Genomic DNA, 20,103 nt, shown 5'->3' with positions numbered 1-20,103 from the left:
CGTCTCTCGCCTCAATAGGATTTGGGCAATTCCAGCACCTTTTCGGCGATGAAATTGAGGATCATGTGGGGGCTGACCGGGGCGGTGCGCGGGATCAGCACTTCGCGCAGCAGCCGTTCGACATGATATTCCTGGGCATAGCCCATGCCGCCCAGGGTCAGCATCGCGGTATGGCAGGCCTCGAACGCGGATTCGGCGGCGAGATATTTGCCGCTGTTCGCCTCCACGCCGCATTCCTCGCCCTTGTCGAACAGGGTGGCCGCCTTCATCACCATCAGGTTGGCCGCCTCCAGCTGCATCCAGCATTTGGCGAGCGGATGCTGAATGCCCTGATTCATGCCGATCGGCCGGTCGAAGACGATGCGTTCGCGGGCATAGCGGGCGGCGCGCTGGATCGCGTTGCGGCCGATGCCGATCGCTTCGGCGCCGAGCAAGATGCGTTCCGGGTTCAGCCCCTTGAGGATGATCCTGAAGCCCTGCCCCTCCTCGCCGATCCGATCCTCCTCGGGGATGAAGAGGTCGTTGATGAACAGCATGTTGGAGCCGACCGCGTGGCGGCCCATCTTGGGGATCAGCTGATGCTCGATCTTGCTGCGATCCAGTTTGGTGAAGAAGAGCGACAGGCCCTGCGTCTTGTTCTTCACTTCATCGAGCGGCGTGGTGCGAGCAAGCAACATCATCCGGTCGGCGACATGGGCGTTGGTGATCCAGATCTTCTCGCCATTGACGCGGTAGCCGCCCTCGACCCGTTCGGCTCTGGTCTTGAGCTTGGTGGTGTCGAGCCCGGTATTGGGCTCGGTCACGGCAAAGCACATCTTCTCCGCGCCCGAGATGATCGGCGGGATCATGCGCTGCTGCTGCTCCGCCGTGCCGAACAGGGCGATCGGCTCCAGGCTGAAGACCGGGCCGTGGATGCTGGACGCCGCCGTCATGCCGCCGCCCGCTTCCGCCACCGCCTGCACCATGATCGCCGCTTCGGCAATGCCGAGGCCCGCGCCGCCGGTGGCTTCGGGCATGGCGATGCCCAGCCAGCCGGCGTCCGCCATCGCCCGGTGGAAATCGAACGGGAAGACGGCGTCCTTGTCCCGTTCCAGCCAATAATCGTCGGGGAACTGGGCACAGAGCTGGAACACCGCGTCGCGGATGTTCCTCTGGTCTTCGGTCAGGGCAAAATCCACGTCTCTGGGGGCCTTCTGCTGGCGTCTGGATGATCGCCTGCGGGTATCATCCGGCCTCCCGCGCGCACAATCGGGCGGCCCCACATATCGGTGGGGCGAAGGGGTTGCGCGTGGATTTCGCCGCGCCCTTGGCCTAGCCCGAAGGCAGTGAAGGGGAGAGGATGATGGACGCGACGCACATGCCGAAAGGGCCGCTGGCCGGGATCCGCGTGGTGGACCTGACGGCGATGGTATTCGGCCCCTATGCGACCCAGATCATGGCCGACATGGGCGCCGACGTGATCAAGATCGAGCCGCCGGCGGGCGATGCGACGCGCTATATCAATGCCGGGCCGACGCCCGAGCTGGGCGGCGTCTTCACCAACGTCAATCGCGGCAAGCGCAGCCTGGTGCTGGACCTGCGGCAGGAGGCGGACAAGGCGACGCTGCGCGCGCTGATCGCCACCGCCGACGTCTTCATCCACTCGATGCGCGGCAAGGCGATCGCCAAGCTGGGCTTCGACTATCAGGCGGTGAAGGCGATCAGGCCCGACATCGTCTACACCAATTGCTATGGCTATAGCCGGCGCGGGCCGGACGGCGACAAGCCTGCCTATGACGACACGATCCAGGCCGAATGCGGCATCCCGCACCTGCAGCAGTTGATGACCGGCAAGCCCGATTTCATGGCGACGATCATCGCCGACAAGGTGGCGGGTCTCACTGGCCTCTATGCGACGATGATGGCGCTGTTCCACCGCGAGCGCACCGGCGAGGGGCAGGAGGTGGAAGTCTCCATGTTCGAGACCATGGCCTCCTTCATGCTGACCGAACATGCGAGCGGCATGCTGTTCGAGCCTCCGCTGGGGCCGGCCCATTATCACCGCGTCGTCGCCCGCAATCGCAAGCCCTATGCGACCAAGGACGGCCATGTCGCCGCGCTGGTCTATAATGACAAGCATTGGAACGCCTTCGTCGCGGCGGTGAACCCGCCCTGGGCGACCGAGGAGTTCGACACGCTGGCCAAGCGCGCAAAGCAGATCGACCGGGTCTATGGCCTGCTCGGCGGCACCTTTGCCGAGCGGACGACGCAGGAGTGGCTGGAGCTGCTGGAGGCGCTGCATATCCCGGCCGCGCCGCTGCGCACCACGGACGAACTGTTCGACAATGCGCATCTCAACGCGATCGGCTTTTTCGAGACGGTGGAGACGCCGCAGGGGCCGGTGCGCTTCCCCGGCGTGCCGACCTGGTTCTCGCAGACGCCGGGCCGAGTCGCGGGTGGCGCGCCGGAACTGGGCGCACACAGCCGGGAGGTGCTGGACGAACTGGGCGCGGCCGTCCATCGGTAGGGCGATGGGTTGGGGCGCTGCCTTGGCGCTCCCCGACCCAGCCTTTACCACTTCATCCAAGCAAGAAATCTGGGTGAGGCATGGCATGGTTGAGGCTGCTGAAATGACGCGTGCGGGCTTCCCGCTGGAAATCAGCGATCCCGAGCGCATTCCCACGGCACGCTATTATGACGCGGATTTCTATCGCCGCGAATGCGAGGAATTGTGGCCCCATGTCTGGCAGATGGCCTGCCGCGTGGAGCAGGTGCCGGAGGTCGGCGACTGGATCGAATATAGCAATCTGGGCAAATCCGTCATCATCGTGCGGACCAAGGACGGGGTCAGCGCCTATCATAATGCCTGCCGCCATCGCGGCGTGCCGCTGACCGAGGGCAGCCATGGCAATTGCAAGGGCAAGGGCTTCATCTGTCCCTTCCATGGCTGGCGCTGGAATATCGAGGGCAAGAACACCTTCGTCTATGGCCGGCACATGTTCAGCGAGCATCAGCTGGACGAGCAGGATCTGGCCCTGCGCCCGTGCCGCACCGAGATCGAGATGGGCTGCGTCTTCATCAATTTCGACGATGAGGCGCCGTCGCTGCGTGAACAGCTCGGCCCGCTCGCGGTGGGGCTCGATGCCTATAATGCCGACAAGATGCGCGCCGAATGGTGTTTCGGCACGGTGCTGCCGGCCAATTGGAAGGTCGCGATGGAAGCCTTCATGGAAGGCTATCATGTCATGCGCACCCATCCGCAGCTGCAGCAGAAGGTGCCGATCCTCTATAACATGATGTACGGCATGGACACGGGCGGGATCGGCGTGCCGATCAATCCCAACCGGTCGATGAAGGAAAATATCGTCGACCAGGTCGACCATATGCAGCTGCTGAGCGAGGGCATGGCCGGCATGTGCCATGCCAAGGATGTCGCCGTCGCCCGCACCCTGATCGACGTCGAACTGCCCGAAGACCCGCAACAGGCAATCATGCACTGGTTCGGCATGGTCAATCATTGCGTGACCCAGGCCGGGCAGGCGCGCGGCGAACCCACGCCCGATCTCAACAGACTGGCGGTGGAAACCCCGGTCAAGTCGGTGGAATTCATCTTCCCCAACTATTTCCTGCTGCCCTTCCTCTCCAGCATGGCGGCCTATCGCATCCGCCCGCTCGGTCCGGAAAGCTGCATGTTCGAGCTATGGTCGCTGACCCATTTCCCCGAAGGACAGGAGCCGCCGGTGGTGATGGAACCGGTGATGCTGCCCTATGACAGCGATCAGTTCCCGATGATCCCGCGCCAGGATTATTCCAACATCCCGTTGCAGCAGAAGGGGCTGCATGCCGAGGGCTTCGACTTCATGCGCCTGTCCAAGGTGATCGAAGGGCTGATCAGCAATTATCAGCGGATCATCGACGGCTATATCCGGCATGAACCCATGGACAAGCTGAGCGCGGCGACACAGAAGTTGGCCGGCAATTTCGACGGGCCGGTGCTCGACCTGGGCTTCTGAGCCGGCGGGAGGCGGGGTCATGAAATTCGCCTTCGGCATGCCCCGGCTGATCGAGCTGAAGGCGACGATGCAGCCCTGGGAATTGTCGGTCACTGGGGCGGACCAGACGCGGCTGGCGAAGCTGGCCGATGATCTGGGTTACGACATGATCAGCGTGCCGGAACATTTCCTGATTCCGCGCGCCCATGTCGACCTGTCGGGGCCGCATCATTTCCATGCCTATGCAGCGATGGGCTATTATGCCGGCGCCACCAGCCGCATCCGCATCAACAGCTCGATCGCGATCCTGCCGCTGCAGCATCCCGCGATCACCGCCAAGGCGCTGTCGACGATCGACTGGCTGTCGGGCGGCCGGGCGATGGTGACCTTTGGCGCGGGCTGGCTGGAGCAGGAGTTCGACTTGCTCGGCGTCCCCTTCCACCAGCGCGGGCGGATGTGCGACGAATATCTCGCCGCGATCGTCGAGCTGTGGACCAGCGACGATCCGCAATTCGAGGGCGAGTTCGTCTCCTTCCGCGATGTCGCCTTTGCCCCGCGCCCGGTGCAGCAACCGCATATGCCGATCTGGATGGGTGGCGAGGCCGACGCCGTGCTCAGGCGTGCCGCCCGCCATGCCAGCGGCTGGTGGCCTTATCTGACGAAACCCGAGGATATCCCGGCCAAGATCGACTTCATCAAGTCGCAGGCCGGCTATGACGGCCGCCCGTTCGACGTGATGTACGGCTTTGCCACCAGCCGGGTCGGCGAGGGCCATGCGGTGATCGACGATCCGCGCGCCCGGCCGGGCATGACCGCACCCGAGATCATCGACCGGCTCGGCTGGTTCGGGACGCTGGGCGTCACCATGAGTTCGGTGCCGATTCCGGCGGTGCGCAGCATCAGCGAATATGAGGATTATGCCCGCTGGGTGATCGAGGAGATCAAGCCCCAGCTGGGCTAGAGCCTGATCGTCTGAGGTGGAAGCGCGCCGCACTTTTACCGATGGCGTGAATCAGGCTCTCTCAAGGAGTCTAACCCCAGAGCGCATCGGCGGCGGCGAGCGCCTGACCGCCGCGTCCCCCCAGATCGCCGATCAGCGCCTTGAGCCGATAGGTCCACAGGTGCAGCGGATGCTCCAGCGTCATGCCCATGGCGCCCAGGAACTGGTGAAAGTCATAGACGCAGCTGCGCGCCGATTCCTGCGCATGCAGCGCCGCCAGCGCTGCGTCCCCGGCATCGAGCGTGCCCGCCGCCTTCATCGCCAGCCAGTAGAGGCCGTTGGCGCGCACCTGCGCCTCGGCCAGCCGATGGCGCAGCGCCTGGAAGGTGGCGAGCGGGCGGCCGAACTGCTGGCGATCGGTGACATAGGTGGTCGTGCTGTCGAGCGCGGCGGCGAGAAGGCCCGCCGCCTCGGCCGCCAGCGCCACGCGCCAGCGGGTGCGGATGTCGTTGGCCGACACATCATAATCGGTCAGGTCGTTCGGTTGGGCGATCAGGCTGCCCATCGGATAGGCATAGAGGGCTTCGGGCTCGGCCCGGACATGCTCGGGGCCGGCGACGAAGCTACGCACCCGGTCCGGCCCGACCAGCAGCACCGTCGCGCCCGACGCAAGGAAGCGGACCGGGCGATGGGTCTTGCCTTCCTCCACCAGGCAGAGCGGGCGCGGCGTCGCATCACCCAGCAGCGGGCGGATAAGGGCGCTGGCCGCCGCCTCCACCGTCTGGGGCAGGCGCGCCAGCCGCTCGACCACCAGGGCGGCGCTGATCGCGCCGAGGTCGGGATCGAAACCGATATCGAGGAAGCCGCCTTCGGCGAGGTCACGGTCCAGCGCCTCGCTGGCCAGGGCAAAGCCGGCCTCATGCAGCGTCGCGCCGGCATAGGGCCGGGTCAGCGTGTCGATCGCGTCGAGAATCGCGATCTGGTCGTCGGTCAGGGACAGGTCCATCAGCGCGGCTCCCGCGGCAGTTTGAGCACATCGGTCGCGATGATGTTGAGCTGGATTTCCGCCGCGCCGGCGGCGATGCCCGCGACGATCCCGCGCTGATGATGCATTTTGAGATAGGGGTGGGCGTCGGCCAGTGCCTGCGGCAGATATTCGACGATGAATTCGCATACCCGCCGCTCGGCCATCACCGTGGCGAAACGGGCGGAGCTGGATTCGGCGCCGATCGCCTCGCCCCGGCAGCGCCGGTCGACGATCGCATAGCTGGCCATCCGTGCCGCTTCGCACAGGGCGGCGGCATGGGCCGCCTCGATCCGCACCGCCTCGCCGGCAAATTCGCCCTGCGTCTGGAGCAGCATCACCGCCCGGTCGAGCGCGGCGCGGGCGAGGGCATAGCGGGGAATGCCGAGCCGCTCATTGGTGAGCGAATAGCCGATGATTTCCCAGGCCTGGCCCTCCGCACCCAGCCGCGCCTCAACCGGCACGACGACATCGTCGAAGAAGACTTCGTGAATATCGCCTTCGCCGATCAGCGAGGGGATTTGCCGCACGGTGATACCGGGCATTTCCATCGGCACCAGCAGGATGGAAATGCCCTGTTTGCGATCGTCGCTGGTGCGGCAGACCAGGAAACAGGTGTCGGCCAGGCCCGCATAGCTGGTCCAGATTTTCTGCCCCGACACGCGATAGACGTCGCCGTCGCGGGTCGCGCGGGTGCGCAGCGAGGCGAGGTCGGAACCGGAGCCGGGTTCGGAAAAGCCCTGGCACCACAGCGCCCGGCCGCCGGTGATGGCGGGCAAATACTGGGCTTTCTGCGCCTCCGAGCCGTAGCGGATCAATGTCGGCCCGACCCAGTTGACGTTCATATATTGGCCGCCGCGCGGTTCGCCCGCGATCCACATTTCCTCGGCCAATATGGTCTGGTGCCAGGGATCGAGGCCCTGGCCGCCAATCTCCTTGCTCCAGTGCGGGGTCAGCAGGCCTTCATCGGCCAGGCGCCCGCAAAAGGTGCGGGCATAGTCGGTCAGCGCCGGGGAAGCCGGGCCATGCTGCGAAAAACGTTCCCAATCCTGCGGCAGCGTCGCGGCGAGAAAGTCGCGCAACCGCTGGCGAAAAGCCTCTTCTTTCTGCGTCCATTCAAAATTCATTGGTCCACGCATCCCCTGCCGAACAGGGATGCGATACTTAAGAGCAGCGCGCCGCGACAGGGCGGCGGGCAAGAGAACGCCCCGGTGATGGGCTTGGGCCGGGCCTTGCCGCGCTCCACCGGCTTGGGCAGCTTTCGGGCATGAGCGAGCGCGATTTCAAAATGGCAGCCTCCCTGGATGAGGTGCCGCTGGGCAAGACCAAAAGCGTGACCATCGACGGACGGGCCATGCTGTTGTGCAACAGCGACGGGCAAATCCACGCCATCGCCGCGCTCTGTTCCCATGCCGACGAACCGCTCGCCTGCGGTCGTATTCGCCTGGGCTGGATCGCCTGCCCGGCGCATGGTGCCCGGTTCGACCTGGAGACCGGCGCGCCGCTGACCGGCCCGGCGAGCGAACCGATCGCCACCTATCCGGTCCGCATCGTCGACGACATGATCGAGGTGGCGATCTAGCCCTGTTCCCTTTTCGTCATCCTGACGGAGGTCAGGATCAATTTGGCACTACGGTGGAGCGCGAGCGCTGAATGGATCCCGGATCAAGTCCGGGATGACGGAGGGGGTGGTTGCGTCGTTGCGTGTCCGATCGAAGGAAGGGCTTACTAGCCATCGCCTTGGGGATATCGCCGGTCGGCATCTTGCGGGGGGCGGCGCAATTGGGCCTAGCGTCGGGCATGAGAGGAACCGGAACGGGATGGAGGGGCAGGCTTTGACCGACGCGCTCGACAGGCTGCGGCAGGAAGTGCGCCAGTGGCTGGCCGACAATGCGCCGCAGAGCTGGCGCGACCGCAGCAGCAGCGAGGCCGCCTTCCTGCAAATCCAGCGCGACTGGTTCGCCAAGCTGGTCGAGGGCGGCTATGCCGTACCGCACTGGCCAGCCCAATGGCCCGGTGGCGGCCGGTCGCTTGCCGAACAGAAGATCCTCTATGAGGAACTGGCCCGCGCCGACACGCCGCGGCTGCTGCTGTCTTTCATGTCGACCTATCATGCCGCCTGCACCCTGTTCGAATGGGCGAGCGAGGCGCAGCAGGCGCTGCTGATCCCGCGCATCCTGGCCGGCGAAATCTGGTGCCAGGGCTTTTCCGAACCCAATGCCGGATCGGACCTGGCCAATGTTCGCACCCGCGCCGAGCGGGTCGGCGACCATTATGTCGTCAACGGGCAGAAGCTGTGGTCGACCATGGGCCAGTTCGCCGACAAATGCCTGTTGCTGGTGCGCACCAGCAATGACGGGCCGAAACAGGCCGGCCTCACCTATCTGCTGCTCGATCTCAAGGCGCCGGGCGTCACCGCGCGGCCGATCCATCAGATTCACGGTGACGAGGAATTTGCCGAGCTGTTCCTCGACAATGTCGAGATTCCGGTCGCCGACCGGCTGGGCGCGGAAGGTCAGGGCTGGGCCGTGGCGCAATCCACCCTCTCGTCCGAACGCGGCCTGACCCTGCTGGAACTGAGCGCCCGGCTGCGTGGCGCCCTGTGGCGGCTGGCCGACCTGATCCGCGCGCAGGGCCGGCAGGACGATCAGGGCATAGTGCGGGACTTCGGCCGGTTGAGCGCCAAGGTGGATGCCAGCTGCGCCGTCGCCGACCAGTTCCTCGCCAACCGCATCGCCGGGATCGAGCGGGTCGGCGACGCATCGATCGTCAAGCTGTCCTACTCCCGCACGCTGCGGGACTTCACATCGCTCGGGATTCGGCTGGGCGGCATCGACGCGCAATATCACAGCCCGATCACCTTTGGCGGCGGCATGGAGACCGGCAACTGGATGGCCGATTTCATGAACAGCTATGCCTGGACCATCGCCGGCGGCAGCGACGAGGTGCAACGCAACATCATCGCGGAAAGACTGGTCGGCATGCCGCGCGAACCGAAAAGCTGGACCTTGAAGGAGGGCGCGGCATGACCATGACCCGCGCGGAAGTGCAGGATGCGGCCGACAAGGCCTTCGGCCAGAGCGATCTGGCCCCGGATGCGGCGCAGAGCTGGGCGCTGATCGCCGAGATGGGCTGGCTGATGATGGGCGTGCCGGAGGAACTGGGCGGCCTTGGCCTCGGCCGCGAGGCGGCGGGCGTCATCCATCAGGGCGTGGGCAAGGCGCTGGTGCCCGGCCCCGTGCTGGCGCAGATGCTGACGATCGAGGCGCTGGCGACGGCCGATGACCTGCCGGAGCGCGACGCGCTGATTGCCGACGCCATGGCGGGCGAGGTGATGACCGCGTCACTGGCGGGCGGGCTGGACGCTGCCGACCGGCTGACCTGCGTGCCCGATGCCGATACCGCCAGCCATGTTTTGCACGTCACCGACGATCGGGTGGCACTGGTGCCGGCCGAGCAGGTTTCCGTCACCTATCGTGCCGGATGGGACAAGAGCCGGCGCCTGTTCGATGTCGTCCTTGAAGGCACGGGCCTGACCTTGGCAGAGGGCGATGCTGCTCGCGCGCTGGCCGATCGGGTCGAGGCGCTGCGCCTCTTCTGCCTGGCGGGCGACAGCCTGGGCGGCGCAGAGGCGGCGCTGGCGATGACCGTCGCCTATCTCGAAACGCGGCAGCAGTTCGACCGGCCGCTGGCGCTGTTCCAGGCGCTCAAGCATCGCGTCGCCGACATGCGGACCCAACTGACCGCCGCCGACGCCCTGTTCTGGAGCCGGGCGCAGCAGGCCGACGCCGATATCATCGCGCTGGGCGCGCTCAAGGCGCTGGCCTGCGCCGTCTATCGGCTGGTCGCGGAAGAGGCGATCCAGCTCCATGGCGGCATCGGCCTCACCATGGAGCATCCCTGTCACCTGTTCCTGAAGCGCGCGATGCTCAATGGCGCGCTCGGCGGCGACGCGGATCATTGGGACGAGCAAACGGGCAGGGCGGCGCTGGGAGCAGCGGCGGCCTGACACCATCACGGGAGAGAAGATGATGCGCCGATCTATTGCCTTCTGCATGACAGCCCTGTCACTGGCTCTGGTCGCGACGGCAGGGACCGGCGCCGACGCCCAGCCGGGCAGCACCCCGGTCGCCGCAGCCGAAGACCCGCTCTTCACCCAGCCCTATATCGATATCGACGAATGGCGCGATGCGCCGGTGCGGCACCGCTATGTCCATGGCGGGTTCAAGGGGACGGAGACCCGTTTCTCCTTCTATTTCCCCGACAAGGCGCACTATCAGGGCCGCTTCTTCCAGCACATCACCCCGGTGCCAGACGACGAGAATCTGGCGCAGAAGCTGACCGACGGCGAGGAAAATTATATCGGCTTCTCGATTGCGTCGGGCGGCTATTATGTCGAAACCAATGGCGGCGGCCGCGATCAGGTGGGGATGCCGGGCAAGCCCAATGACTTCACCATCGCCGCCTATCGCGCCAATGCGGCATCGGCCCGCTATTCGCGCGTCGTCGCGCAGCAGATGTACGGCGGCAAGCGCCCCTATGGCTATGCCTTTGGCGGCAGCGGCGGCGGGTTCCGCACGGTCGGGTCGATCGAGAACACGACCGGCGTGTGGGACGGCGTCGTCCCCTATGTGCTGGGATCGCCGATGGCGCCGCCCAACATGTTCTCCGTGCGGATGCGCGCGATGCGGGTGCTCAATGACAAGTTCCCGCAGATATTGGACGCGGTCGAGCCGGGCGGATCGGGCGATCCCTATGCCGGGCTGACGCCGCAGCAGGCGTCGGTGCTGCGCGAAGTGACGGCGATGGGTTTCCCGACGCCCAGCTGGTTTGGCTGGAAGACGATGGGCATCCATGGCTTTGCCGCCCTTTATGGCGGGATGGTGATGGCCGATGCCGGCTATTTTACCGATTTCTGGACCAAGCCGGGCTATCTTGGCCATGATGATCCCAAGAGTTTCGACGGCTATCGGTTGCAGCATGACGCGACCATCGCCGCGCCGATCAGCGCGGCGCAGGCGGCGGACCTGAAGCTCGACACCCGCATCACCGATGGCGCGGCCAATGTCGACAATGCCTTTGCCGCGCTGCAGGGCCGGGCGGCGCAGCGCATCGTCGCCTTCCGCCTGTCGAGTCCGCCACCCGCCACCTATTTCGTCGGCGGCGACCTGATCGTCGGGTCGGGCGCGGCGCAGGGCAAGCGGCTGACGATCAACCGGATCGCCGGCGATGTCGTGATCCTGGGCGTGGTGGACGATGCCGTGGTCGACCTGTTGAAGGCTGGCGACAAGGTGCGCGTCGACAACAGCAATTTCCTCGCCGCCGAAACCTATCACTGGCATCAGGTACCACCGGCCGATGCCGGCTATCCGGTCTGGGACCAGTTTCGCGGGCCCGATGGCAAGCCGCTCTATCCGCAGCGCCCCTTCCTGCTCGGCCCGCTTTTCACTGCGGCGACCACTGGCAAGCCGATGGGCCAGCCGCCGATGACCGGGCAGTTCCAGGGCAAGATGATCCTGGTCGAAAATCTCTGGGATCGCGAAGCCATGCCGTGGCAGGGCGACTGGTATCGTCAGCGGGTGATCGCTGCGCAGGGCGCGGGCGCCGACCAGAATTTCCGCATCTGGTTCACCGACCATGCGCTGCATGGCGACAGCAGCCAGCAGGAAGACCCGACCCGCACGGTCAGCTATCTGGGCGTGCTGGAGCAGGCGCTGCGCGACCTGTCCGCCTGGGTGGAAAAGGGCGTCGCTCCGCCCGCCAATACTGCCTATCGCATCGATCATGGCCAGGTGATCGTGCCGGCCGATGCGGCGGCGCGCGGCGGCATCCAGCCGGTCGCCAGCGTCACCGCCAATGGCGCGGCCAAGGCGGTGGTGAAGCCGGGCACGCCCGTGACCTTCCGCGCGACCATCAGCGTGCCGCCGGGCGCCGGCCGGATCGTGTCGGCGGAATGGGATTTCGACGGCAGCGGCGCCTTTGCCGAAAAGGCGAAGCTGCCCGGCGGTTCGGGCAGCAGCCTGACCCTGACCACGCGCCACAGCTTCACCGCGCCCGGCACCTATTTCCCCGCGCTGCGCATCGCGTCGGAGCGCAAGGGCAACGCCGCCACACCCTATGCCCGCATTCAGAATCTGGGTCGGGTGCGGGTCGTCGTCCAATAGCGGCAGAGGCGGCGCCGCATCATGTGGCGCCCCTGTCCCGTCAGTTCGACACGTCAGGGCATTGGCCGGGACGTTTTTCTTCCTGGCCGCCCTTGAACCAGCGGGTCGATTGGGCATCGACAGCCTCGTCATAATAGCAGACCTCGGCCGTGCCGCTGGCCGGATCGACCAGGGTCAGCCATTGGTGCGGGCCGCAATTATGGGTCTCGCACGACCAGGCCGCGATCTTGCCGTCGACGGTCGTGATCGGCGAGGACGGGCCGCCCTCTTCCAGCACCCATTTGCGCACCGCCTTGTCCGCGACCGCCGCCTTCACCGCCGCGACCACGGCGGGATCGTCGTTCCAGCTATGGGCGCCGACCTTGTCGAAGGGATATCTGCCGACATAGCGGCTGAAAGCGTCGGCTCTGGGCGCGGCGGCATTGGTCGCGTTGGCGGCGTTGGCCATGGCATTTTCGACCGCGTTGACCGCGTTGTCGGCGGCATTTTCCGCCGGGCTGCTCTTTTCGCCGCTGCAGGCGGCCAGCGCGGCGGACAGGAGGACGGGCAGGGTCAGGACGGTCCAGAGGCGGTGGCGGGTCATCGGCGGTCCTTTGCGCGAGGAGAATGCCCCCATCGTGGGGCGGGACGCGGCAGCGAGCAAGCGCGATTGCGCCACGGGCGCGGAAATTGGCGGCTGATCCGTCTGTAGGGTCAGATGATCTTCGATTGCGAAAGGCCCCTTGCCCGATGCGTTTCCCCCCTGCCCTAATCCTGCTCGCCAGCCTGGCCACCGCGCCCGCCACCGCCCAGACCGCGGCACCCGCCGACGGCCCGTTGAAGGTGGAAAATTACTACCGCGTCAAATGGGGCGGGATGGGTCAGTTCCTGACCACCTATCACAAACAGCATGAGGCCTTGCTGCGCGAGATGATGCGGCAGGGCTATATCAGCGAGGTCACCGTCGAAATGCCCTTCACTCATATGGGCGGCAGCACGCGGTGGGACGTGCGCACCACCATCGTCTACAAGCATGGCGCCGACGGCGTGGGCGCGGGCGAAGCATATAAGGCGGCGATGGCGGCGGCCAAGGCACGGATGTTCCCCGACAAGGCGGCGTTCGATGCCGAGGAGGCGAAGCGCATGGCGGTGACGGAGGATCATTGGGACGTGGTGCTGGAACCCGCGCCATAAGGGTCGGCAGGCCATTTGGGGGCATCGCTGCGGCGGACCGTGAAGCTGTCGCGATTCATGGGTCAAATGCCCCCTTTTCCTTTGCCCGAAGCCACGCCATGTTGGGCGGAGTAAAGTGCATCGCGGGAGGCAGGCAAACGCATGTTCGGCGCATTGTGGAAACGAATCTTCGGCAAGACCAACGCTCCCGAGCAAGAACCAGCCCTTCCCCCCTATGATCCGCTCGCGGCGCTGCGCGACCAGGTGTGGCGCGACGTCGCCGGGGGATTTCATGACGATGACGCGATCCTGACCGCCGCCCACGACACATTCGTCGAGGAACTGCCCGGCCCGACCCTGCGCCGCGAGGCATCGGCCGCGCTGCGCCAGGCGCTGGCCGAGCATAATGCCGCCGAAAAGGCCTGGCCCGACATGACCGATTGCGACCGGCTGGACGCGGCCTTTGCCGCGCTGGAGGCCGAGGGCGTGATCGCGCGGCAGAATTTCACCTGCTGCGGCAGTTGCGGCGCCATCGAGATCTGGGACGAGATCGAGGAAGCGATCGGCGAAGGCCGCCCGGCCGAGGGCTATGCCTTTTTCCACATGCAGGACACCGAGGCGGCGGTGGAGGGCGAGGCGCTCTACCTCAATTACGGTGCCTGCGCAGCCGGCGAGGCGGCGGCGCTCGACATCGGCCGGCGGATCGCCGCCCAGCTCGACGCGCATGATCTGGCGGTCGATTGGGACGGCAGCTGGAGCATGCGCATCCAGGTGGTACTCGACTGGAAGAAGCGCCGCACCCTGCGCATGCTGGAGGCCTGAACCGGCGGCGCCTGCTGCGCGCCGACCGTCACCATATCGCGATGCTCGGGTGGAAGCCGCCCTCCTGCCCGCTATGGGTGGCATGCATGTTGATGCGCGTCGGCACGAAACTGGTGCCGCGATATTCGGGTATGATCCTCAACTGATCGACCAGCCCCTCACGGGTGAAGCGCTGTAGCGTGCCGCTAATCTGGTCGAGCGCGGCGCCCGCTTCGGGTGGGACATAGCTGATATTCGCCTTGCGCCTCGGCCCGCCCAGACGGATCGGGAAGAGATAGATGCGCACCAGCGCCCCGGTCGCCACCAGCGCCTCCGCCTGTTCGCGCGAGGTGACATGAGAAAAATCGGGCTTGGCCGCTGCCGGATCGGGCGCGCCGACGATGATCGCGGCGAGCAGCAGCGGCAATAACGAAGCGAGACGATGAACCATGGACTTCCTCCTCTGAGGACGAATCATGTTCGTTATTTGTTCTCATATTTTCGGCGATCCTGCAAGCCCGCACGGACGAAGGGCGCAGGGTCACACCCGAAGTTCACACCGTTATCGACCTTTCCGGGGCATTTGCGCCCGTTTTGCACCGGCCGCGCGTCACCCACGCGCCTGCTCTGCATCAGAACGCGCCACCGGGGCGACGCATGATGCGTCCATGATGCCCCGGTGACGCGACAGCTTTGCACCTGTTCTGCACCGATATGCCTCAGCGCCGCGTCGCGGCCTGCGGGCGAAGCTGGGTGGCGATCGGGTCGGCCATCGCCTGGGCATGCAGCGCCAGCGCGTTGCTCCAGTCCCGGTCGAAGGCAGTGCCGGCGAGGCGACGGCGCAGGCGATGCGCGCTGGATGGCGACATGTCGACCATGCGCGCGGCCTGCGCCACGCTGCCGCTCTGATAGAGGGCGGTCAGGAAGGTTCGCTGCCGGGCCGGAGTCCAGCGGGCGGGGGTGAAGAGCGCCGGCGCGGGCTGCGCGGGCGGGCGAGCGGGGATGTCCTGTGTCATTCCCCAGGGTAGATCAGAGGATCGCCGTGTAGGACAGGGGATATTGGCGCCGGGGTGTCAGGGGGCGAGATGGTGGATATCTTGCGATTTTGTACATAATTTAGTACATATCTTTCATGCAGACCGTCAGCGTTTCCGAAACCCGCGCCAATCTCAAGGCCGTGCTCGACCGTGTCGTCGCCGACAAGGCGCCGATCCAGATCGTGCGGCCCAAGGGCGAAGGCGTGGTGATGATTTCGCAAAGCGAATGGGAGGGCATGCAGGAGACGCTGCACCTGCTGGCGTCGCCCGCCAATGCCCAGCATCTGCTGGAGGGCATCGGGCAACTGGATGCCGGGCTCGGCGAGGAGCATGAGCTGATCGCGCCGTGAAGATCGTCTTCGGGGGCCAGGCCTGGCGCGACTATGTCGCCTGGGCAGCGGATGATCCCAAGGTGCTGGCGCGGATCAACGCGCTGATCGAGGAATGCCGCCGCGATCCGTTTCGCGGCACCGGCAAGCCGGAGCCATTGCGGCAGAACCTGGCCGGCTGGTGGTCAAGGCGCATCACCGGCGAGCATCGACTGGTCTATCGGGTCGGCGGATCAGGGGAGACGCAGGCGCTGGAAGTGCTGAGTTGCCGGTATCATTATTGAAGGGAACGGCTTTAACTCTCATATTTTCCATAAAAACCATCTTGAGAACGCGCAAACTCTTCCCGAAAAGGACGCACGATCTCCGAAAAACGTTCCAAAGATTCCTTTATGACAGAAGGTAGAGGCAATTTTGCAATGGTCGCGATCTGCACTTGATGGAAACTAAATGCGGATAGATGCAGAATATCTGACAGAATTCTGGTCACGTGAGACACCTCAAGCAACTTCAAATCCGATCCGCGCGTAACTCGATCCTCCATAAGATCCATTGCTTTTGGGCTAGCATGCAAAAGATGGCTAGACATTCCATAGCCATGAAAAAGTGTGTCGATAAATGCGATGCGATTATGGCTTTTGTTGGATCCACTAAGCAATGAAACTATCCCTGAAAATGACCACCTCTGCTTAACTTCGCTTCTAAATTTCCTGTTTCCGACACGATCCAAATTAAAAATGGTCGAATTCCTAAGATGAGCTAACACCCGTTCATCATCTTTATTTCCGTGACGCCGCGCCAATTTTTCAGCGATTTCCGCGCGATCTGCTCCTTCATGATCAAAAATCGCAGGCAGAACTTCCCAATACTCCTCAAGAAGCGCTTCACGGCGCTCCTGAATCGCCGTCGCCAAGAAAAGAGACTTGGCTACTGCCTCATAAAATGATCGAACGATTATCTCAGCATCCCAGACCATTCCGTTAACCAGCATGCAATAAGCTGACCTTGCTCTATCTGAAGCATAATGATTCAAAACACGCATTGTTTCAGAATACAAACTCGGCTTCACGCCGATTGTAAAAAATATATCTTTCCCAAAATCGTTTACGATACCCATTTCATGAACGAAACATTGAAAAATTGGTTCGCATTTTACCAACGAATCTTCAGATATTTTCATTTTACTCAATCATGCTCCCTGCCACCGGCGCCCATATAGAGTTCGCTGCCGGTTTCCTTGAAGAGTTTGCTCATCTCTTCCATGCCTTTCAGGGCTGCGGCCTTGCTGGCTTCGGCCACTTCCGCGCCGGTGAGACCGGCTTCTAGGAAACCGTCGGCGGGTTGGTTCTTCTTTGCGGCGAAGTCGCGCACTTCCTGCGTGATCTTCATCGAGCAGAATTTAGGGCCACACATGGAGCAGAAATGGGCGCTCTTGGCGCCTTCGGCTGGCAGGGTCTGGTCGTGATATTGTTCGGCCGTGTCGGGATCGAGCGACAGGTTGAACTGGTCGCGCCAGCGGAATTCGAAGCGGGCGCGGCTGAGCGCGTCGTCGCGGACCTTGGCGGCCGGGTGGCCCTTGGCAAGATCGGCGGCGTGGGCGGCGAGCTTGTAGGTGACGACGCCGACCTTCACATCGTCACGGTCGGGCAGGCCCAGATGCTCCTTGGGCGTGACGTAGCAGAGCATCGCCGTGCCATACCAGCCGATCTGCGCTGCGCCGATGCCTGAAGTGATATGATCATAGCCCGGCGCTATGTCGGTGGTGAGCGGCCCGAGCGTATAGAAGGGCGCTTCGCCGCAGACCTGGAGCTGCTTTTCCATATTCTCCTTGATCTTGTGCATGGGCACATGGCCCGGCCCTTCGATCATCACCTGCACATCCTGTTTCCAGGCGCGGTGGGTCAGTTCGCCCAGGGTATAGAGTTCGGAGAATTGCGCTTCGTCATTGGCGTCGGCGATCGAGCCGGGGCGCAGGCCGTCGCCCAGGGAATAGGCGATGTCATAGGCCTTCATGATCTCCGTGATCTCGTCGAAATGATCGTAGAGGAAGCTCTCCTTGTGGTGCGCCAGGCACCATTTCGCCATGATCGATCCGCCGCGCGAGACGATGCCGGTGACGCGCTTCGCCGCCATCGGGATATAGGCGAGGCGAACGCCGGCATGGATGGTGAAATAGTCGACGCCCTGTTCGGCCTGTTCGATCAGCGTGTCGCGGAAAATGTCCCAGGTCAGCTCCTCGGCGATGCCGCCGACCTTTTCGAGCGCCTGATAGATGGGGACGGTGCCGATCGGCACGGGCGAGTTGCGGATGATCCATTCGCGGGTGTCGTGGATGTTGCGGCCGGTGGAGAGGTCCATCACCGTGTCCGCGCCCCAGCGGATCGACCAGACCAGCTTGTCGACTTCGGAGGCGACGTCGGAGGCGACCGCCGAATTGCCGATATTGGCGTTGATCTTCACCAGGAAATTGCGGCCGATCGCCATCGGCTCGGATTCGGGGTGGTTGATGTTCGACGGGATGATCGCGCGGCCACGGGCCACTTCATCGCGGACGAATTCGGGCGTCACATAGTCGGGGATCGACGCGCCCCAGCTTTCGCCGTCGCGGACATATTCGGCGAGGCGGGCGCGGCCGAGATTTTCGCGCTCGGCGACATATTCCATTTCGGGAGTGATGATGCCGCGACGGGCATAATGCATCTGGGAGACGTTGGCGCCGGGCTTGGCGCGCAGGGGACGCTTCACCACGTTCGGGAAGGGCTGGACGCCACCGCTGCGGTCCGGCCCTTTGAGGCCATTATCCTCCGGCTTGATCTCGCGCGCATCATATTCCTCGACATCGCCGCGATCGCGGATCCAGTCGCGGCGGAGTTGCTGGAGGCCGGCCATGATGTCGATGCGGGCATCGGGATCGGTATAGGGGCCGGACGTGTCATAGACGCGGACCGGCGGCTCGCCGCTGCCCGGCTCCAGATGAATTTCGCGCATGGCGACCTTGCGCGGGCCGACATGGATCTTCTTCGAGCCGCGAATCGGGCCTGTGGTGACGCGCATTTCGGTGCGGGCGGGGACGTCTGCCATAACTTCTCTCTCCTTCAGGCGGAAAGAGAGTGCGGGCGGTGTCACGGGACGAGTGGCACGACGCGCTTCCCTCCCTACGCCAGTGTCAACTGGATCAGGTTCAGCGGGTCGCGGCCACAAAGCCGCCTCTCAACCGTCTGCGGACGGTCCCCCGGGGATATGGGCATTGGATAGCGCAAGCGCGGCGGCAGGGGAAGCCCCTGCCCGCCGTGCCGTCGATCAGGCCAGCAAGGCATCGGCCCGATGATCGATGCCAGCGCGCCAGCGGGTCGCTGCCTGCGCCACGCGGCGACCGAGCGAACGGGCGGTGGCGCGGTCGCCGGCCTTGGGCGTGACGTCCGGGCTGTCATTGGCCGCCTGGGCCATGGCGCCGATGAAGCTGCCGAGACGGTTTTCGACCTCGATCGCAGCACTTTCATCGTCATTATTGCCCGGATTCTGGCCGGTGCCGATCCACAGCATGCCATGCTGAGCAGCGAAGATGGCGAGGCTGGTCAGGGTGTTGAGCTTGTCGCCCGAGGGCGAGCCGGAGACGGTGAAGGCGGCGCCAAGCTTGTCCTTCCACGCTTTCGTGAAATAGACTTTGGCGCTCGCATCCATGAACGCCTTCATCGGCGCGGAGACGGTGCCCATATAGGTGGGGGAGCCAAAGATGATGGCATCAGCGTCGGCGATGCGATCGAAAAATTCGCCGAAATCGGCCTGGAGGCCGTCGATGCGCAGCAGGTCGGCGACGCCGCCGCTGTCGGTGACGCCCTGGGCGACGTCGCGCGCCAGCACATCGGTATGGCCGAAGCCGCTATGGTAGACGATGGCGATCTTGCTCATTTTCCTATGTCCTTGTTTCACGTCATGAGGGTGCAGCCGGCTTGCGGACGCCAAGATGGATGCCTAGGTACTGCAAGTGAAGTACGCACCTTGGAGTACCTACCCATGAAGCTGCCGGAATGGACGCAGCGGATCGATCCGTGCGAGGCGCATTGCCCGTCGCGCGACCTGCTGGACCTGATCGGGGATCGGTGGAGCCTGCTGATCCTGCTGGTGGTCGGCCAGGGGGTGCGGCGCAATGGCGAGCTGAAGCGGCGGATCGGCGGGATCAGCCAGAAGATGCTGACCCAGACGCTGCGCGCGCTGGAGGCCAATGGGCTGGTGGCGCGCCACGACTTCGCGACCGTGCCGCCGCATGTCGAATATGAACTGACGCCGCTGGGCGTGTCGCTGGGCGATGCGCTGGGGCCGCTGTTCCAGTGGATCGAGGGCAGCTATCCGGCGGTGGTGCAGGCACGGACCGATTTCGCCGCGCGCCAGGCGGAGGCGGCATGAGCGTCGCCGCCGACAAGAAGGCCCGGCGCAAGGCGTTGCGGCACGAGATGCGGATGGTGGCGGTGCGGCCACGGCGCTGGGGGCTGTGGCTGCTGACGCTGGGCGCACTGCTGCTGATCCTGCCATCGGCCTTTGGCGTCCATAGCCTGATGGGCTGGTCGCCGATGCTGCTGGGGCTGATCGCCTGCGCCGCGGCGCTACCCTTGCTGGTGGCGGGGGCGGTGCTGCGACGGCGCTATCTGCGGGGGCGGTTGGCGCAGGGTTGAGGACAATGAGGGGGG

At 64.7% G+C, this 20,103-nt stretch carries 22 protein-coding genes and 1 riboswitch; of the genes, 13 read left to right on the top strand and 9 right to left on the bottom strand.

Translation table 11 applies throughout. The annotated features are described in order from the left end of the window. Nucleotides 1-11 precede the first annotated feature (11 nt). On the bottom strand, nucleotides 12-1,178 hold the full coding sequence (locus tag E5554_RS04390; protein WP_136186059.1) for an acyl-CoA dehydrogenase family protein: 1,167 nt from the start codon (nucleotides 1,176-1,178) through the stop codon (nucleotides 12-14). Between the two features lie 164 nt (nucleotides 1,179-1,342). Between E5554_RS04390 and E5554_RS04385 the strand changes: the two genes are divergently transcribed. The 3 genes from E5554_RS04385 to E5554_RS04375 all read left to right on the top strand — a co-directional run bounded on the left by E5554_RS04385 (nucleotide 1,343) and on the right by E5554_RS04375 (nucleotide 4,932). Further along, the gene (locus E5554_RS04385) at nucleotides 1,343-2,506 is read left to right on the top strand and encodes a CoA transferase (RefSeq protein WP_136188250.1); all 1,164 of its coding nucleotides are present in this window, start codon (nucleotides 1,343-1,345) and stop codon (nucleotides 2,504-2,506) included. A gap of 103 nt (nucleotides 2,507-2,609) precedes the next feature. Next, on the top strand, nucleotides 2,610-3,992 hold the full coding sequence (locus tag E5554_RS04380) for an aromatic ring-hydroxylating dioxygenase subunit alpha (protein WP_136188249.1): 1,383 nt from the start codon (nucleotides 2,610-2,612) through the stop codon (nucleotides 3,990-3,992). Between the two features lie 19 nt (nucleotides 3,993-4,011). After that, the gene (locus E5554_RS04375) at nucleotides 4,012-4,932 is read left to right on the top strand and encodes a TIGR03619 family F420-dependent LLM class oxidoreductase (protein WP_136186058.1); all 921 of its coding nucleotides are present in this window, start codon (nucleotides 4,012-4,014) and stop codon (nucleotides 4,930-4,932) included. A gap of 70 nt (nucleotides 4,933-5,002) precedes the next feature. Here E5554_RS04375 and E5554_RS04370 read toward each other — a convergent pair whose 3' ends face one another. Next, nucleotides 5,003-5,917, bottom strand: a complete 915-nt coding sequence (locus E5554_RS04370) for an acyl-CoA dehydrogenase family protein (protein WP_136186057.1) — start codon at nucleotides 5,915-5,917, stop codon at nucleotides 5,003-5,005. Then, entirely contained in the window at nucleotides 5,917-7,062 is a 1,146-nt protein-coding gene (locus tag E5554_RS04365; RefSeq protein ID WP_136186056.1) for an acyl-CoA dehydrogenase family protein, read from the bottom strand. Before E5554_RS04365 ends, E5554_RS04370 begins: the two co-directional genes overlap by 1 nt. 140 nt (nucleotides 7,063-7,202) lie before the next feature. Between E5554_RS04365 and E5554_RS04360 the strand changes: the two genes are divergently transcribed. The 4 genes from E5554_RS04360 to E5554_RS04340 all read left to right on the top strand — a co-directional run bounded on the left by E5554_RS04360 (nucleotide 7,203) and on the right by E5554_RS04340 (nucleotide 12,099). Further along, nucleotides 7,203-7,517, top strand: a complete 315-nt coding sequence (locus tag E5554_RS04360; RefSeq protein ID WP_136186055.1) for a non-heme iron oxygenase ferredoxin subunit — start codon at nucleotides 7,203-7,205, stop codon at nucleotides 7,515-7,517. Between the two features lie 238 nt (nucleotides 7,518-7,755). Further along, a complete protein-coding gene (locus tag E5554_RS04350; protein WP_136186054.1) occupies nucleotides 7,756-8,964 on the top strand; it encodes an acyl-CoA dehydrogenase family protein in 1,209 nt (402 codons plus the stop codon). Beyond that, nucleotides 8,961-9,944 carry an acyl-CoA dehydrogenase family protein gene (locus E5554_RS04345; protein ID WP_136186053.1) on the top strand — a complete coding sequence of 328 codons (984 nt, stop codon included), beginning with the start codon at nucleotides 8,961-8,963 and terminating at the stop codon, nucleotides 9,942-9,944. The genes E5554_RS04350 and E5554_RS04345 overlap by 4 nt, the downstream gene beginning before the upstream one ends. 19 nt (nucleotides 9,945-9,963) lie before the next feature. Continuing rightward, nucleotides 9,964-12,099 carry a PKD domain-containing protein gene (locus E5554_RS04340; protein ID WP_136186052.1) on the top strand — a complete coding sequence of 712 codons (2,136 nt, stop codon included), beginning with the start codon at nucleotides 9,964-9,966 and terminating at the stop codon, nucleotides 12,097-12,099. Nucleotides 12,100-12,139: 40 nt separating this feature from the next. Here E5554_RS04340 and E5554_RS04335 read toward each other — a convergent pair whose 3' ends face one another. Then, a complete protein-coding gene (locus tag E5554_RS04335; protein ID WP_136186051.1) occupies nucleotides 12,140-12,682 on the bottom strand; it encodes an Ivy family c-type lysozyme inhibitor in 543 nt (180 codons plus the stop codon). Nucleotides 12,683-12,828: 146 nt separating this feature from the next. Between E5554_RS04335 and E5554_RS04330 the strand changes: the two genes are divergently transcribed. Next, nucleotides 12,829-13,272, top strand: coding sequence for a hypothetical protein (locus E5554_RS04330; RefSeq protein WP_037508146.1), 444 nt, complete (start codon nucleotides 12,829-12,831; stop codon nucleotides 13,270-13,272). Between the two features lie 141 nt (nucleotides 13,273-13,413). Then, entirely contained in the window at nucleotides 13,414-14,073 is a 660-nt protein-coding gene (locus E5554_RS04325) for a hypothetical protein (protein WP_069335496.1), read from the top strand. A 28-nt stretch (nucleotides 14,074-14,101) separates the two neighbouring features. Here E5554_RS04325 and E5554_RS04320 read toward each other — a convergent pair whose 3' ends face one another. Beyond that, complete coding sequence (locus E5554_RS04320; RefSeq protein ID WP_010335475.1) at nucleotides 14,102-14,503, bottom strand: hypothetical protein; 402 nt, start codon at nucleotides 14,501-14,503, stop codon at nucleotides 14,102-14,104. Nucleotides 14,504-14,771: 268 nt separating this feature from the next. Next, nucleotides 14,772-15,068, bottom strand: a complete 297-nt coding sequence (locus E5554_RS04315; RefSeq protein WP_136186050.1) for a LysR family transcriptional regulator — start codon at nucleotides 15,066-15,068, stop codon at nucleotides 14,772-14,774. Nucleotides 15,069-15,184: 116 nt separating this feature from the next. On the opposite strand from E5554_RS04315, the gene E5554_RS04310 reads away from it, so the two are divergent. Both E5554_RS04310 and E5554_RS04305 read left to right on the top strand, forming a co-directional pair. Continuing rightward, nucleotides 15,185-15,439: a type II toxin-antitoxin system prevent-host-death family antitoxin gene (locus E5554_RS04310; RefSeq protein ID WP_017500001.1), complete on the top strand. Its 255-nt coding sequence runs from the start codon at nucleotides 15,185-15,187 to the stop codon at nucleotides 15,437-15,439. After that, entirely contained in the window at nucleotides 15,436-15,702 is a 267-nt protein-coding gene (locus tag E5554_RS04305; RefSeq protein ID WP_136186049.1) for a Txe/YoeB family addiction module toxin, read from the top strand. The genes E5554_RS04310 and E5554_RS04305 overlap by 4 nt, the downstream gene beginning before the upstream one ends. A gap of 11 nt (nucleotides 15,703-15,713) precedes the next feature. Here E5554_RS04305 and E5554_RS04300 read toward each other — a convergent pair whose 3' ends face one another. The 3 genes from E5554_RS04300 to E5554_RS04290 all read right to left on the bottom strand — a co-directional run bounded on the left by E5554_RS04300 (nucleotide 15,714) and on the right by E5554_RS04290 (nucleotide 19,327). Then, the gene (locus E5554_RS04300; RefSeq protein ID WP_136186048.1) at nucleotides 15,714-16,598 is read right to left on the bottom strand and encodes a DUF5677 domain-containing protein; all 885 of its coding nucleotides are present in this window, start codon (nucleotides 16,596-16,598) and stop codon (nucleotides 15,714-15,716) included. Between the two features lie 5 nt (nucleotides 16,599-16,603). Then, entirely contained in the window at nucleotides 16,604-18,499 is a 1,896-nt protein-coding gene (thiC, locus tag E5554_RS04295) for a phosphomethylpyrimidine synthase ThiC (protein ID WP_136186047.1), read from the bottom strand. Nucleotides 18,500-18,554: 55 nt separating this feature from the next. After that, nucleotides 18,555-18,662, bottom strand: a riboswitch (TPP riboswitch). Nucleotides 18,663-18,718: 56 nt separating this feature from the next. After that, entirely contained in the window at nucleotides 18,719-19,327 is a 609-nt protein-coding gene (locus tag E5554_RS04290) for a flavodoxin family protein (protein WP_136186046.1), read from the bottom strand. Between the two features lie 105 nt (nucleotides 19,328-19,432). Between E5554_RS04290 and E5554_RS04285 the strand changes: the two genes are divergently transcribed. Both E5554_RS04285 and E5554_RS04280 read left to right on the top strand, forming a co-directional pair. Then, entirely contained in the window at nucleotides 19,433-19,822 is a 390-nt protein-coding gene (locus E5554_RS04285; RefSeq protein ID WP_136186045.1) for a helix-turn-helix domain-containing protein, read from the top strand. Next, on the top strand, nucleotides 19,819-20,088 hold the full coding sequence (locus E5554_RS04280; RefSeq protein WP_136186044.1) for a hypothetical protein: 270 nt from the start codon (nucleotides 19,819-19,821) through the stop codon (nucleotides 20,086-20,088). Before E5554_RS04285 ends, E5554_RS04280 begins: the two co-directional genes overlap by 4 nt. The last annotated feature ends 15 nt before the right edge of the window (nucleotides 20,089-20,103 follow it).

Origin of the sequence: Sphingobium sp. PAMC28499 (assembly GCF_004795815.1) — a bacterium.
Lineage (GTDB): Bacteria > Pseudomonadota > Alphaproteobacteria > Sphingomonadales > Sphingomonadaceae > Sphingobium > Sphingobium yanoikuyae.
The sequence above is the reverse complement of the archived record's forward strand: the minus strand, read 5'-3'. Positions and strand labels throughout refer to the sequence as shown.

Coding starts and splice junctions, on each gene's coding strand:
- E5554_RS04385 (WP_136188250.1), top strand. CDS start 1,343: ATGGACGCGACGCACATGCCGAAAGGGCCGCTGGCCGGGATCCGCGTG.
- E5554_RS04380 (WP_136188249.1), top strand. CDS start 2,610: ATGACGCGTGCGGGCTTCCCGCTGGAAATCAGCGATCCCGAGCGCATT.
- E5554_RS04375 (WP_136186058.1), top strand. CDS start 4,012: ATGAAATTCGCCTTCGGCATGCCCCGGCTGATCGAGCTGAAGGCGACG.
- E5554_RS04370 (WP_136186057.1), bottom strand. CDS start 5,917: ATGGACCTGTCCCTGACCGACGACCAGATCGCGATTCTCGACGCGATC.
- E5554_RS04365 (WP_136186056.1), bottom strand. CDS start 7,062: ATGAATTTTGAATGGACGCAGAAAGAAGAGGCTTTTCGCCAGCGGTTG.
- E5554_RS04360 (WP_136186055.1), top strand. CDS start 7,203: ATGAGCGAGCGCGATTTCAAAATGGCAGCCTCCCTGGATGAGGTGCCG.
- E5554_RS04350 (WP_136186054.1), top strand. CDS start 7,756: ATGGAGGGGCAGGCTTTGACCGACGCGCTCGACAGGCTGCGGCAGGAA.
- E5554_RS04345 (WP_136186053.1), top strand. CDS start 8,961: ATGACCATGACCCGCGCGGAAGTGCAGGATGCGGCCGACAAGGCCTTC.
- E5554_RS04340 (WP_136186052.1), top strand. CDS start 9,964: ATGATGCGCCGATCTATTGCCTTCTGCATGACAGCCCTGTCACTGGCT.
- E5554_RS04335 (WP_136186051.1), bottom strand. CDS start 12,682: ATGACCCGCCACCGCCTCTGGACCGTCCTGACCCTGCCCGTCCTCCTG.
- E5554_RS04330 (WP_037508146.1), top strand. CDS start 12,829: ATGCGTTTCCCCCCTGCCCTAATCCTGCTCGCCAGCCTGGCCACCGCG.
- E5554_RS04325 (WP_069335496.1), top strand. CDS start 13,414: ATGTTCGGCGCATTGTGGAAACGAATCTTCGGCAAGACCAACGCTCCC.
- E5554_RS04320 (WP_010335475.1), bottom strand. CDS start 14,503: ATGGTTCATCGTCTCGCTTCGTTATTGCCGCTGCTGCTCGCCGCGATC.
- E5554_RS04315 (WP_136186050.1), bottom strand. CDS start 15,068: ATGACACAGGACATCCCCGCTCGCCCGCCCGCGCAGCCCGCGCCGGCG.
- E5554_RS04310 (WP_017500001.1), top strand. CDS start 15,185: ATGCAGACCGTCAGCGTTTCCGAAACCCGCGCCAATCTCAAGGCCGTG.
- E5554_RS04300 (WP_136186048.1), bottom strand. CDS start 16,598: ATGAAAATATCTGAAGATTCGTTGGTAAAATGCGAACCAATTTTTCAA.
- thiC (WP_136186047.1), bottom strand. CDS start 18,499: ATGGCAGACGTCCCCGCCCGCACCGAAATGCGCGTCACCACAGGCCCG.
- E5554_RS04290 (WP_136186046.1), bottom strand. CDS start 19,327: ATGAGCAAGATCGCCATCGTCTACCATAGCGGCTTCGGCCATACCGAT.
- E5554_RS04285 (WP_136186045.1), top strand. CDS start 19,433: ATGAAGCTGCCGGAATGGACGCAGCGGATCGATCCGTGCGAGGCGCAT.
- E5554_RS04280 (WP_136186044.1), top strand. CDS start 19,819: ATGAGCGTCGCCGCCGACAAGAAGGCCCGGCGCAAGGCGTTGCGGCAC.